This is a genomic window from Desulfosarcina widdelii (assembly GCF_009688965.1).
Lineage (GTDB): Bacteria > Desulfobacterota > Desulfobacteria > Desulfobacterales > Desulfosarcinaceae > Desulfosarcina > Desulfosarcina widdelii.
On record NZ_AP021875.1, the window covers coordinates 7,095,936 to 7,109,704 of the forward strand.

A 13,769-nucleotide genomic window follows, 5' to 3' on the forward strand; every position below is an offset into this window, starting at 1 on the left:
CACAGCTTTTTCCAAGTCTATTCTCTCCGGTATTTTCCTTTTCCCCAATGAAGCGGGCTTTTCGCCTTCCTCCAATGATTTACCCTTTACATTTCGATATCTGAATATATATTCAAATAAATCTCGAAAGGATATGGTTATGGTTAGAACTTGCACGGTTTTGCCGGAGTCATTAAACACCTGTGACATACGCGTAATCCATCTGGAGCGGGTGGCCCGGGCCCGGGCCGAGGCCATCGCCGAGAAGGATGTGGACCGGCTGGCGCAGACGTACAAAATCATGGGCGATCCGACGCGACTGAAAATCATTTTAGCCCTGCGGGGCGGAGAAATGTGCGTTTGCGACATTGCCGCTTTCATCGGTCTGAGCGAGTCGGCCGTATCTCACCAGCTCCGACGGTTGCGCGACCTTTCCCTGGTGCGTTCCCGGCGCGACGGCCAGGTCCTGTACTACTCGTTGGACGATGAACATGTCGTGGATCTGATCACCACGGGGTTGAGTCATATAAAAGAAGATTGAGCCTTGTGAAACTTTCGTTCCCAAGAGGTAAAATGGAACAACGAACACTCGGTGTCGTACCTTCACGCAAGGGATAAATTCAAATGAGCTTGATAATCGATATTTTGCTCGAATCCTGGCATCTGCTCCTCGAATCTTCAATTTTTATTCTCTTTGGCCTTATCGTCAGCGGTCTTTTGAGGGTGTTTCTCGATCCAGGGACGGTCAGCCGGCATCTGGGGCGGGGAAGGTTCCGGTCGGTTTTCAAGGCTTCTATCCTGGGGATTCCCATTCCGCTTTGCAGTTGCGGGGTGCTGCCGGCGGCCGCAACCTTAAGGAAACAGGGTGCCAACAAGGGTGCCGTGACCTCGTTTCTCATCTCCACACCGGAATCGGGCGTGGATTCCATTGCCATCACCTACGCCCTGATGGACCCGATCATGACCGTCGTTCGACCCGTGGCCGCGTTTCTGACCGCTTTCGCCGCCGGCATTTCCGAGAATTTGCTGGGGAAACCGATAGAGAACCGGTCGGTCGTGCCCGACCTCACCTGCCCGGTGGACGGATGCTGCGACGGTCGGAACTGCTCGCCGGAGGCGCATCGTCACCACCACACCATGACAGAGAAAATCGGCGCCGGGTTGCGATTTGCCTTCACCGATGTCTGGGGGGACCTGGCCGTATGGTTTCTGATTGGCCTGCTTCTTTCCGGCATCATTACCGTCATGATTCCCGAATCTGTTTTCAGCCGGTACATGGGCGGCGGGTTTCTTTCCATGCTGATCATGCTGGGAGTCGGCATCCCCATTTACATCTGCGCCACGGCCTCCACCCCGATCGCCGCCTCCCTGATCCTTCAAGGAGTCAGCCCCGGCGCCGCCCTGGTTTTTCTGATGACCGGTCCTGCCACCAACATCACTTCCCTGACGGTGCTGGTCCGGATTCTGGGAAAGCGGGCCACGGCCATCTACCTTTTTTCCATTGCCGTTTGTGCCGTGGGGTTTGGCCTGCTGATAGACTGGATTTATCAGTTCCTGGGGATTTCGGCCCAGGCGGTGGTAGGGCAGGCCGCAAAATCGATTCCCATGGGTCTTGAACTGGCCGCCGCGATCCTTATTTTATTGCTCTCGGTAAAACCGGTAGGGCGGTTTTTTCAAAGCCGCTTTGCCGGGCCGAAAGCAGCCGACCGGCACGCTGGCCACGTCCATACGAGCACGGAGAGATCGGAACACTGCACCGGCGGCAACTGCGGATGCAGTCACTGACCCGGTGGGCCGCCAGAAAAAGTGACATCGGATGCCAAGGCAATCTTTTTTATTGACACCTTTCGATGTTTGACATATCAAACTTTTCCCGATCAACCATTTACTCAAGGCGTTCGTGGAGCTGCAATGGCAAGGATGAACATGCGAAACATGCAGGTCGGCCAGACGGGCACCGTTGCCAGCGTCAAGGTCGGCGGTGAATTGGGAAGGCGAATCCGGGACATGGGACTGGTACCCGGAGCCGAAATCAGGATTCAGGGGCGGGCGCCACTGTACGATCCCGTGGCCTTGAGGGTGAAGGGGTTTACCCTGACGCTACGCAACAACGAAGCCGATCACATCGAAGTCGAGGTGCTTGAATAAAAATGAACTATTGCGTCGCACTGGGTGGGAATCCCAACGCTGGGAAAACCACCCTTTTTAACGCCCTTACCGGATCCAGGCAGCACGTGGGCAATTACCCCGGCGTGACCGTGGATCGCAAACAGGGGCGCTACGTCCAAAACGGCCACGAAATAGACATCGTGGACCTTCCGGGAACCTATTCCCTGACGGCCTACAGCGTTGAAGAGGTTGTGGCCAGGGATTTTCTGGTCAACGAATGCCCCCGGGTGACCATCAACATCGTCGATGCCTCCAATCTGGAGCGTAATCTTTACCTGACGATCCAGTTCCTGGAATTGGGAATCCCGACCTGCGTGGCGCTGAACATGATCGACGTGGCCCGCAACCGCGGCATCGAGATTGACGACAAGAAACTGGCCCATCTGCTCGGTGTGCCGGTGGTCCCCATCGTGGCCCGATCCGGATTCGGCAAAAAGGCACTGATGGAGGCGGTGGAGACGGTCGCCCATGCACCCGCTTCCCAACCACTGCGGGTTTCCTACGGGCCAGACCTGGAAACCGCCATCCAGGATATGGAGAAGATCGTCGCTGACAACGATTTTCTCACCCAATGGTATCCCTCCCGCTGGATCGCGATCAAATACCTGGAAAATGACGAACAGATACTGGCCAAGGGCCGGGAGGCCGATCCGCAGATTGCCGACCGGTTGGAAGGCATTACCCGCAATGTAGCGCAGCACATGGAAGAGACCCTGGGAACCTACCCGGAGGCCATGATTGCCGACCACCGCTACGGCTTTATCAGTTCCATGCTCAAGCAGGGGGTGGTCCGGGAGGTTCGCAGCCAGGACCGGATGTTCATGTCCGACCGCATCGACCGGGTTCTGGTCAACCGTTTTGCCGGACCCATCATCATGCTGATGATTCTGGCCGGGCTTTATCATTTCGTGTTCACCTATAGCGAAGTACCCGTCTCCTGGTTCGAGGGGTTTTTCGAATGGCTCGCGGACGGTGCTTCAGCCGTTTTGCCCGACGGACTGCTTCGGTCGATGGTCGTTTCCGGAGTTATCGACGGCGTGGGCGGCGTGCTCGGTTTTGTGCCGCTGATTCTGTTCATGTTTTTCGGTATCGCCGTATTGGAGGATTCGGGCTATCTGGCTCGGGTGGCATTCATGCTGGACCGGGTGTTTCAGGTGTTCGGACTTCACGGCAGTTCGGTGATGGCCTATATCGTCTCCGGTGGTATTGCCGGGGGCTGCGCGGTGCCGGGCGTCATGGCCACACGGACGCTGCGCTCGCCCAAAGAGCGCATCGCTACGCTGTTGACGGCGCCTTTCATGAACTGCGGGGCCAAGCTTCCCGTTTTCGCCCTGCTCATCGCCGCTTTTTTTTCCGGCAATCGAACCGGAATGATGTTTCTGTTGACCCTGATCTCCTGGGGTGGGGCTCTGCTGGCGGCCAAGCTGCTGCGCATGACTGTGGTCAAAGGAGCATCAACGCCTTTTGTGATGGAGCTGCCGCCCTACCGCCTGCCAACCTTTCGGGGTCTGATGATTCATACCTGGGAGCGCACCTGGCAATATATTAAAAAGGCCGGAACTGTAATTCTGGGAATATCGGTTTTGCTCTGGGCAGCGATGACATTCCCCCGGCTGCCGGATTCCCAGGTGGCCGATTTCGATGCCCGTCGCATCGAAATTTTTTCATCAGTTGGATCTGAAGTGATGGCCGAACTGCGATCGCCGCAGGAGGGGCAACAGCTTTCCGCAGCCGCTGCAGAGGTGAAAAGCGAACTACAGGCCCTGGACAACCGACAGGCCGGTACCGCCCTGCGCCATTCCCTGGCAGGCCGGATCGGTACTGCCATGGAAACCGTCACCCACTGGGCCGGGTTCGATTGGCGTACCAATATCGCCCTGTTGGGCGGAATTGCCGCCAAGGAGGTGATCGTCTCCTCATTGGGTACTGCCTACTCTCTGGGCGAGGTGGATGCCGAAGATGCCGGCTCCCTTTCCGCCAAGCTTGCCGCGGAACCGGGATGGCGGCCCCTGACCGCCTGGAGTGTAATCGTTTTTGTCATGTTTTACGCCCCCTGTTTTGTCACGGTCGTGTGCATCGCCAGGGAATCGTCCTGGAAATGGGGCGCGTTTTCCATTGTCTTCAACACGGCACTGGCCTTTTGCCTGGCGGTGACGGTGTATCAGGCCGGTACGCTATTGGGGTATTAGAATATGCAAACCGTTATCGTAATTCTCAGTGTCGCCGCCGCAGTCGTTTATTTGGGCCGGGTTTTTTATAAAAGCATCAAACAGACGGATGGATGTTCCTGCGGATGCGCCGGCTGCGGCTTCTCCGACACCTGCAGCCAGCCGGAATCCGATCGTGGCGGCGATTGCAGCATGGATCCGACCCGCCGTTGATCGGTTATTTGCGCAATCATCCCTATTGACTCCGGCCATTTCCTCTTTTATCATCAGCAGTCCAAACCAAGGCAGAAAAGATCGCTTCGGCGGCCGCCGAAAAAATTGTTCGGACGGCCAACGATGCATTTAACCCCCTTCTTTTTTCCTATAAACAGGATCGGCCGATGACCAAACGCGTTATCATAGTGGCATGGACAATGGCGTTGTTGCTGGCCGGCTATTTGCCCCCTGACGCAGGCCGGGCGGAACAGCTCTTTCTGGGCATCGTCACCGGCGAAATGAAATCGACGGCCCATCAGATGGGTATGGATTTAAAGGCGCTGTTCATGCGTCACAACATTCATCTGGCCGTTTTCGACTCCGGCGGTTCCGTGGAAAACATATACGCCGTCTATCAGCGTCCCGGCAATCACCTGGGTCTGGTTCAGTCCGACGTGCTGTCCTTCGTTGCCAAGGTCAAAAGCGACCGGCAACTCCGGTTGATTGCCGATAAAATCAAATGGGTTTACGCTTTGTACGATCAGGAAGTTCATGTTCTGGCGGGATCGCATATCCACAGTTTTGACGAACTTGCCGGCCGTCGGGTAGCTGTCGGTACACTGCAGAGCGGCGCCTACCTGACCGGCCGTCTGCTTTTCGAAATCTCGGGCGTTTCACCCGCCGAATTACTGGATATGGGCAGCGACCGTGCCCTGGAAGAACTCAAGGCCGGCCGCATCGATGCCGCCGTCATTGTGGACGGAATTCCCACAGAACGCCTGGCCCTGGACGTATCCGCTCAGGACGGGCTGCATCTGCTGCCGATTGTCCACGAAGGCATACGGGCGTTTTATCCGGAAGCCACCATCCCTGCCGGCACCTATCCCTGGCAGACCACCGACGTTTCGACGGTGACTGTAAAGGCCGTGCTGGTGGCCTACGATTTTCGCAATCATCACTGCCGGACCATCGGTGCCGTTGCCGGCCTGATCCGGGACAATATGGAATGGCTGCGGTTCAATGGCCACCCCAAATGGAAGTATGTAGATCTGAACAGCGAGGTCAAGGGGTGGGAACGTTATAAATGCCTGAATCACGCCGGTTCGGCCACTACGATTGACCGGAGCGAACCGGATCGAGAACCCGAGCCGAACCCCGTGGCCAGCGCCATCGAAGCGGTTTTCAGACCCTGATCCGTTAAAACGGTAACAGCCATGTACGAATCCTTTTACGGTTTAGATAAAAAACCCTTCCAGATCACAACGGATCCCAGTTTTTTGTGGATGGGCAAAAAACATCGTGAAGCGCTTTCCACCCTCAAGTACGGGGTGATGGACAACAAAGGCTTTCTTCTGTTGACCGGAGATGTGGGAACCGGCAAGACGACGCTGATCAACCGGTTGGTGGAGGATATCCAGGATAAAGCCTATACGGCCAAAATCCCCGATCCCGGCCTCAGCAAGTATGACTTCTTCCGCATGGTTTCGCGATATTTCGGACTTCCCATCGAAGTTCGAACCAAAAGCGATTTTCTCGAACCGTTCAGCCGTTTTCTCAACGATGCCCACAAAGAGAGAAAGTCGGTTCTTCTGCTCATTGACGAAGCCCAGCGGCTCAAACACGATCTCATGGAGGAGATTCGCCTGCTCTCCAATTTAGAGCATCAGGATGCCAAACTGCTCAATATTTTCTTTGTGGGCCAGAACGAATTCAACGAGATTTTGATGCAGCCCGAAAACCGCGCCCTGATGCGGCGAATTACCATTACCTACAATATCGACCCGCTGGACCCCACCGAAACCTGCGAATATATCCGTCATCGCCTGAAAACCGCCGGAGCAGGCTATGAGATCTTCTCCAGTGCGGCCATGGAAGAGGTTTATGCGTTTTCCAACGGGTTCCCGCGCCAGATCAACATCATCTGCGATCTGGCCATGTTCTTCGCCTCCCAGGTTTCCCAGCGGACCATCAGCCGCAAGATCGTAAGCCAGTGCCGGGAGCGGATCTCGTTCCCGGTGGACGAGCCCACGGCGGAGACAAAAGACAACATCCGGGCGCCGGCACCCACAACCCAGTATCGACCCATCGAAAAACGGCACCGGACCGGGTTTCGCCCGGCCTGGGCGATGCGGTTGGCTGCCGTCCTGATCTTTCTGGCTCTTTTGGTGGTATTCACCCCGCAACGGTATAGAAACGGCGTCGGGCAATGGATTCGCCATACCTACGAGGTTTATTTTTCGCCTGCCGAACAAACGGTAGGTGCCAGCTCCTCGCCGGCGGTAGGGGACAGCTCCCCACCGGTTGCCGAAGCGGATCATGTCCATCTATCGCCTTCCGATAAGTCGCAGACTACCTCTCCGGTCGATCTGCCGTTGCGTATGCCTGCACCTCCCCCCGATATCCGTTTCCCGGAGCCCGGCAAATCGAAAGCCTCCGTTTCCAGCAAGTCCCCGGTTGCCTCTAAACCGTCCGCCCCAGCGGCGGTGGCGACGGAACCGGCTCAGGACCCCCCGGCCGATGCTATCGATTGGCTGCTGGAAAAGCGGCGGCAGGAAAGCGGTCAGTAAAGGGCTCAACCAACCGATGGGTGGAACCGTCCCATGCAAACCGCAAACCTTCTCAAACAGAAATTGACAGAGATCGATGGCCGGGATTACGGTCATTACCAGTCTCTTTCCGGTTGCTATGACTTCAACCGGTTCACCTTGATCCTGCAGCAAATTCCCCAGGACCCTTACGCACCCCCGCAAGCCGGTATTTACCGCGTCCAGGTCCGGCGCGACGATCCTCACATCGTCAACTTCTCTACAGATTCCAGGGTAAGAAGGATCGCTTTCTCCGATTTTCTGGCCAGAACATTTTTTGACGTGAGCCGTAAAATTGCAGGGAAACGTCGCGGCACGGGGTACAGCGGGATCATCACGATCGATCGACCCGGGCAATCGATTCTTAAGAGAAACAGCGTGGTGATTACAAAAGAGAGGATCGAGGTGCGCTGTTTTGTGGGGCTTCCCGCTGAAGGTAGGAGAATTGTGTCTGAAAGCGCCACTCACATGCTTTTCGAGGCACTTCCGCACATCGTAGAACAATCCCTGTTGGCCGAAAATATCGATCAACAGGCGCTGCAGCGGCACATCGAGGTCGCTGAAGATGCCGAATACCTGCGAAGCAAACTCGACTCCCGGGGGTTGGTCGCATTCGTTGCCGACAATTCTATCCTTCCCCGCGAAAGTGGCGCGAGCGACCGGCCCATGGTCACAACGTCGGTGGTCCCATTTTCCGCGCCGGACAGCCTTGTGACCAAGATCGATCTGCCCCATGCCGGAAGCATTTCCGGAATGGGGATACCCAAAGGGGTCACGCTGATCACCGGCGGAGGCTATCATGGCAAATCCACCCTGCTCGAGGCGCTGGAAGTCGGTATTTACAATCACATTCCCGGTGACGGCCGGGAACGATGCGTCTCCAATGAACAGACCGTAAAGATAAGATCCTACAGCGGCCGATCGGTGGTGAAAACCGACATCTCTTCTTTTATCAACGGACTTCCCTTCGGAAAAGAAACAACATCCTTTTGTACCGCAAATGCCAGTGGCAGTACGTCCCAGGCGGCTTCGATTATGGAGGCGATCGAATCGGGGGCTGAAGTATTATTAATGGACGAGGATACCTGTGCTACCAATTTTATCGTCCGCGACAGTAAAATGCAACAACTGGTGGCCAAAGAAGACGAGCCGATCACGCCTTTTATCGACAAGGTTCGCCAGCTGTACACGGAAAAAAACATTTCCACGGTTCTGGTACTTGGAGGTGTGGGGGATTATTTTGACGTGGCCGATCATGTCATTCAGATGACCGAATATCGACCCACGGACGTGACCTGCAGGGCCCGAGAAATTGCAGCGCAGTCTCCGTTAAAACGGCGCATGGAAGCCGAATCCCATCCTATTACGCTTCGAGATCGGATTCCCCTTGCCGAGAGTTTTGACGCGCTCAATACCTATGGCAAATTCAGGATTTTTGCCAGAGAAGTGGACCGACTTCACTTTGGCCGGCAGGTTGTCGACCTCACGGACCTCGAGCAACTGGTGGAACTCTCCCAGACCCGGGCCATCGGGTACGCTCTGGAATACGCCAAAAAATATATGGACGAGAAAACGCCCTTGCACGACGTCATTCAGCGCGTCATCAAGGATATCGACGAAAAAGGAATCGATGTGATCAGCAGCCGAATCTGCGGGCATTTTGCGCAATTCAGAGGGCTGGAACTGGCGTTTGCCCTGAATCGTTTCCGGAGCCTGTCGGTGCTTTGACAAGCGGTTTCGGTATTGACGTTTTCCTGCCACAAATTTGATGGTTTCCCATGGCAATTCCCGGTCAGGATTCGGATGGGCCTTGGATCGTCCGCGACAGCTGTCGGTTGCGAAATTCATGCAGCATGTTTGGATGGTGAACGCTGTCTTCCATTTCCACGGTGTGACAGAGTGCACAGTTGTTGTTCGCACCGATCGGCAGGTTGATGCCCTGATACTGCAGCGGCGGGATATTGTCCCGATCCTTGCCGTACATGTTGGTGGCCGGGTAGTTGGCGTGGGTGGCGCCATGGCAGGCTTCGCACATCAATCCCACATCGTCGGTGCGCATACGGAATAGACCGGCAACACTATGGGTCCATTGGTTGAAACCGCTGACGTCCCTCGTTGCCGGCTTTTCGAAATCCACGTGACAATTCAAACAGTCCGGTTCGTTGACCCATGGAATCCTGGGCTCAATGTCTTGCAGGGACGATACCGTCCGCGGCGTAAGGTGGCGCATCAGCTTGTCCACCTTTTTCCCCTGCGTCTTTTCATATTTCAGCAGGCTCAAGGCGTGGTCTTCCAGAAAACCGTGGCAATGGGTACAGTCCAGGCCCAGGCTGGCGTGCACGCCCCGCAGGCATCCGGTGGGTCCCGCAGCGGAAGAGGGGTGGCACTTGAAACAGGCTTCGGTTCCCCTTTCGGTGAGGTAATTGGCGTGAAAGCCGTGAATGGCCGCGGGGAAATTGGGAATTCCCGGTTTGCCTTCAGTTCCCAGAACCGGATCGGCATGGCAGCTCTGGCAGAGCATCGGGTTGCCGGCCCTGGCTTTTTTCAAGAGGTCGGTGCGATTGATGCGGTCGTGGACCTTGAGAACATCGGAAGCCGTTTCGTCCGTAAATCCGGCCACGCCGGCTACTCGCCAGCCGCCGCCATGGCAGTTCTTGCAACCCATTTCCGTCGAAGTCGGGGCCACGAAGCGGGTGGTGGCCAAAACCGTTCCCGTTGCCTCGTCGACGGCTTCTACCATGTAAAGGGGATATGGGTTGAATGTGCCGTTGGCCGGATAGGGAACCACCGGAACCAGGGAGGCCTCGAAGGCGTTTGTCTCCTCGTTCCACGCCATCTCGCCACCGGTAACCGGGTTGCCGGAAACGCCGACGTTTTCAGGGATTCTCTTTCCCATAAGAGGCTGAGAGAACTCCCAGAACCTAACCTGCGCGGACGGGTTTTCAAATCCAGGTTCCACCCGGTAGTTTAGTTTTACGCCCTCGCTGACAATTTCCGGCAATTCGCCTTTACGCACCAGTTGGGCGAAGAGGTCGTTGGCAGGTGGCAGGAGAATCCAGAAGGGATCGCTGTCCGAGATGCAGTGCATGCCCAGGTTGTTCCAAGCCAGCAGCACATATTCATCCTGCGAGGTGTGGGCTGGAATGTCAAAATTCAGGTTCGATGCCGTCGATGGGGTTTTCTGCACGGCATGGCCGTGCAGTTCTTCGACGATATACGCGGCCAGCGCCTCGCGTTCCGGCCGAGTTCCAAGAAACGGCGGCATGTAATTGTTGATTTTGCCCAGACCGTCGAGCATGGAATCCATGCCGTAAACCGCATCGAATTTTGCCGTGAGTGGCAGGATGTCGTTCATGGGGCCGCCGATGGCGTGGCAGCTTGCGCACGCCAACTGGAAGATTTGTCGTCCGGTCTCGATGCGATTCTCTTGGGTCACGGATTTCACCTCGCTCCATCGGGCGTTTTGGAGAATTCCCGTTCGGTTGATTTCCTTGGCCTCGGACACGCGGATGGAATTGGAATGCATGTATCCGTGAACCAGAAACGGCCGGCGTCCGCCTTCGCGGGTGAACTCAAAGGCGCCCATGTACACAAGGCCGATCACCATGAGCACCAGGGCCGCCGTTTGCTGCAAGCCGCGCGGCAGGCGGATGCTCATTGCCAAGACGGCCAGAAACAGGATTGGTGAGAGAACGAGGAAACCGTCGATATAGGTACGCAGTTCCGGGGAGACCTGTAGCATGACCATCCGGGTTTCTGGCGGGACCGCTTGCAGATACCAAAAGGCCGAAGCAAGCATGAGAACAAAGGGCAGGGGCATCCATTTTACGGCATAGCGTATCATGGTCTGCCGGGTCGTGTCGTCCTTCTGGAAGCTCGCGGTCACCAAGGCGAAAAGGGACGCGAAGACCATGGCGATAAAGGTCCTGAAAAACAGGGAAGGCCAGAAAGTGGGGTTGAAAAAACCGCTCCAGAAACTTCCGTTCTCCAGCCATGCCCCCCGGGGTGAGCATGAAATCGATGATGCCGGTGATGATGAACAGCGACATCCAGGCACAGATAAAATAGATCCAGCCGACGGTCTGGTGCCGTCGGGGTTGCATTTTACCGAAGGTGTAAAAGTAGACGAAAAGGGCGACGATTTCGCCTACGAAAAAGATCCATTCCGTAGCCCAACCGAAGACGAAGATGTGGATCAATACGGAGGTGGCGGCGGGCGACAAAAGGGAGATCGTAAACCAGATCCCCACCCCGGTGAGCCCGCCGAAAACCATGGTCAACAGCAGAAAAAATTGGGTGTGCTTGCGGGTGTAGTCCAGGATGGACTGTGAATTTTCCCGGTAGCCCTTTATTTCGCTAAGGACCAGAAAGAGGCCGCCACCCACGGCAAAATGCGCGACGTAAACATGCACAACGGCCACCAGGGCAATCCAGAACCCTCCGCCGAAAGTGGTCAGTTCCCAGACCGGATAATTCACTTGGCCTCCTTTCCACTGTCAGCGGCCAGATGGAGCATGTAGGCCATGATCCCCAGCCCCAGAACAAGAACGATGAGAAAAACGATCATAGGTGAGTATTGTGCCGCCACTTTCAGATCGCTGGGATGAAATACCGGTTTTAAAAATTCAGTGCGGACCAGATCGCGCACAATCGCCATGAAGAGTACAGTGGCGATTGTGGCGGCCGTCGCAGGTAAGACGCGTCGGGTGATCCCGAATATCAGGGAAACAGCGGCTACGGCCAGTCCCAAGATAAAAATTACCGTGTTCGGCGCGTCGCCGCCCATGAAGCTTAACATCACCTCCCGGGGGAGGCTGATCAAAAACCAGAATCCGACCAGAATCTGGACGACGGTAGCGATGGTAAACCATCGCATGCCGTGGTCAATCTTGTATTGTCGGTCCGGCAGCGTTTTGCGCATTTTTGCGAGGACGGCTTGGAAAAGACCGCCTACGGCTATGGAGGCGACGATAAAATGCAGATAGCGGGGCCACAATGTGGGATCGTTAAGATTGAGAAGAGTCCCGCTGCGGTTGCCGAAGTATTCCTGCCAGGTTTCCGGTCGGAGCATGAGGGTCATGTTGTTTGTGAACAGAAAAGCGACGATCAGACCCAAAATGGCGGTCAGACCGATAAAAAAGGTCCGGGCGCCAGGCATCTTCTCAAAGCGGAAATCATAGATATAGGCGCTGTAGTAAAGCATGATGATCAGGCCGATCACCGCCAGCCAGAACCCGGCCATGAGCACCGAACTGACATAGATGAACTGGCCATACAAAACCTGCAAGAAGAGCAGGGGGGCCACACCCAGGTTGACGGTAAAGGCGATGGTATAGGGCAGTTTTGTGGAGATGTCCTTGCTCGGCCCGGCTTTTTTCCCCCGCAGTTCACAGATGAATGCCATGATTGCCGAACCCAGCATGGCATTCATGAAAAGAAGGTGCAGGACAAAGGTCAGAACCAGAAAAAATAGAGCCACCTCCAGTCAACCGGGATCGCGTCCGCCGCCGGGATGAGGTCGTTTACTGTCATGGTGCATGCTCCTTCGGGCTAAGTACACCGGTTTTATGAACAGGTGTACCAAGTGAATCCACGAAATGGCCGTTTTATCTAAAATGAATAGAGTAGATTCCAGCCAACTTAAAAAAAATATCATATTATGCCGGGAAATGGAAAACTCCCCATTAAGCGGTTTCCGACCAAACCAGGGAAAATCAAATGTTTTACGGATTTTTCATGGAAACGATGTAACCATTGCTGTCTGGGTGGCTCTGTGGTTTTCGGAATGTAAATGCCATACACCTCCATTCCACCCAATACCTCAAAGCCCCTGCAGCCCATACCGTTGCAGGGGCTTTGCCTTTTATGTGGATCCTCGCCATTTAGCTTTTTCCCGGGGTTATGACAATTTTTCGTATGCACCCTGACAATTCTTGTTGCATCGGTTGATCCGGGCCGCATCTTGAAAGGACAACCGTCTGATATGTAATGTTATTTTTAAATGTTGTGAGTCCGGCATAAAATGTGCGTTATGTGCTCGAACGAAGGGTGAGAAGACCAATCCTGCATATCGGCCTGATTTGAGATCAATCTATACTGTGCTGAAAGGCGATTTTAAAATGAGCAGAGCGCAAGAATTGATAAATATATTGTCCGAAGAAGAGGTCGTCGCCAGAGAGTCCATAGCCAAGGCCCACGGATTGTGTAAAATTTGCGGAAATCCGGCCAGTGGGTTTCGAACACAGCGCGCCGAAGTCGAATACAGCATCTCGGCAATATGCGAGTCCTGCCAGGATTATTTTTTTTCGACAGAACATTGAAACCGCTCCTTCATATCCGAAAACTTTCAAATCATTTTTAAAAACGCATTTCAGTTTGTAAAATTTTTTTACAAAGATTTGGTGTCGTTTGACAATCTTCCTTGCGGGGGGTAGGTCTTTATTTGAAAGCGCCGTCCTATCTTGCCGATTCAGCTTTTTAGAACAGGAGGCTTGTCAGCATGTCGTTAAAAACCCAAATTTTGATCTACATCATCGTTCTGGCAGCTTTTGATACGATTATCCCGATTCCCATTACGGCGTTGGTTCTAATCCACGTTCTTTATCAAAAGCCTCGCTGGTTTAAGGATTGGGTCGAAGAAGTGTACCGATCTTAAATGGGTTCGGTCCTGCAT

The 13,769-nt window shown here is 54.8% G+C and carries 11 protein-coding genes and 1 pseudogene; 8 read left to right on the forward strand and 4 right to left on the reverse strand.

Features of this window, described 5'->3' with window-relative positions; all coding sequences use genetic code 11:
* The first annotated feature begins 139 nt into the window (after positions 1 to 139).
* The 4 genes from GN111_RS32335 (at position 140) to feoB (ending at position 4,337) form a co-directional block, all read left to right on the forward strand.
* Positions 140 to 520, forward strand: coding sequence for an ArsR/SmtB family transcription factor (locus tag GN111_RS32335; RefSeq protein WP_155307694.1), 381 nt, complete (start codon positions 140 to 142; stop codon positions 518 to 520).
* A gap of 83 nt (positions 521 to 603) precedes the next feature.
* Positions 604 to 1,764 carry an SO_0444 family Cu/Zn efflux transporter gene (locus GN111_RS32340; RefSeq protein ID WP_155307695.1) on the forward strand — a complete coding sequence of 387 codons (1,161 nt, stop codon included), beginning with the start codon at positions 604 to 606 and terminating at the stop codon, positions 1,762 to 1,764.
* A gap of 141 nt (positions 1,765 to 1,905) precedes the next feature.
* Positions 1,906 to 2,127: a FeoA family protein gene (locus tag GN111_RS32345; RefSeq protein WP_331457698.1), complete on the forward strand. Its 222-nt coding sequence runs from the start codon at positions 1,906 to 1,908 to the stop codon at positions 2,125 to 2,127.
* 2 nt (positions 2,128 to 2,129) lie between these two features.
* Complete coding sequence (gene feoB / locus GN111_RS32350; protein WP_155307697.1) at positions 2,130 to 4,337, forward strand: ferrous iron transport protein B; 2,208 nt, start codon at positions 2,130 to 2,132, stop codon at positions 4,335 to 4,337.
* Here the strand turns inward: feoB and GN111_RS34650 are convergent.
* Positions 4,323 to 4,658, reverse strand: coding sequence for a hypothetical protein (locus GN111_RS34650; protein ID WP_231715619.1), 336 nt, complete (start codon positions 4,656 to 4,658; stop codon positions 4,323 to 4,325). The genes feoB and GN111_RS34650 overlap by 15 nt on opposite strands.
* Before the next feature lie 38 nt (positions 4,659 to 4,696).
* On the opposite strand from GN111_RS34650, the gene GN111_RS32360 reads away from it, so the two are divergent.
* From GN111_RS32360 to GN111_RS32370, 3 genes are read left to right on the forward strand one after another with little or no spacing between them, the layout of a single operon-like run.
* Positions 4,697 to 5,704 (forward strand): TAXI family TRAP transporter solute-binding subunit, encoded by a 1,008-nt coding sequence (locus tag GN111_RS32360; protein WP_155307699.1) that lies wholly within the window; start codon positions 4,697 to 4,699, stop codon positions 5,702 to 5,704.
* A 21-nt stretch (positions 5,705 to 5,725) separates the two neighbouring features.
* Entirely contained in the window at positions 5,726 to 7,078 is a 1,353-nt protein-coding gene (locus GN111_RS32365) for an ExeA family protein (RefSeq protein WP_155307700.1), read from the forward strand.
* A 33-nt stretch (positions 7,079 to 7,111) separates the two neighbouring features.
* Positions 7,112 to 8,824 carry an ABC-ATPase domain-containing protein gene (locus GN111_RS32370; protein WP_155307701.1) on the forward strand — a complete coding sequence of 571 codons (1,713 nt, stop codon included), beginning with the start codon at positions 7,112 to 7,114 and terminating at the stop codon, positions 8,822 to 8,824.
* Between the two features lie 64 nt (positions 8,825 to 8,888).
* Here the strand turns inward: GN111_RS32370 and GN111_RS32375 are convergent, their stop codons facing one another.
* The 3 genes and pseudogenes from GN111_RS32375 to GN111_RS32380 all read right to left on the reverse strand — a co-directional run bounded on the left by GN111_RS32375 (position 8,889) and on the right by GN111_RS32380 (position 12,575).
* On the reverse strand, positions 8,889 to 11,009 hold the full coding sequence (locus GN111_RS32375; protein ID WP_231715834.1) for a c-type cytochrome: 2,121 nt from the start codon (positions 11,007 to 11,009) through the stop codon (positions 8,889 to 8,891).
* Positions 11,010 to 11,139: 130 nt separating this feature from the next.
* Positions 11,140 to 11,574, reverse strand: a pseudogene (locus GN111_RS34560) (hypothetical protein); the annotation flags it as partial.
* A complete protein-coding gene (locus tag GN111_RS32380; protein ID WP_197740468.1) occupies positions 11,571 to 12,575 on the reverse strand; it encodes a hypothetical protein in 1,005 nt (334 codons plus the stop codon). The pseudogene GN111_RS34560 and the gene GN111_RS32380, both read right to left, overlap by 4 nt.
* A gap of 1,020 nt (positions 12,576 to 13,595) precedes the next feature.
* On the opposite strand from GN111_RS32380, the gene GN111_RS32385 reads away from it, so the two are divergent.
* Positions 13,596 to 13,751, forward strand: coding sequence for a hypothetical protein (locus tag GN111_RS32385; protein WP_155307702.1), 156 nt, complete (start codon positions 13,596 to 13,598; stop codon positions 13,749 to 13,751).
* The last annotated feature ends 18 nt before the right edge of the window (positions 13,752 to 13,769 follow it).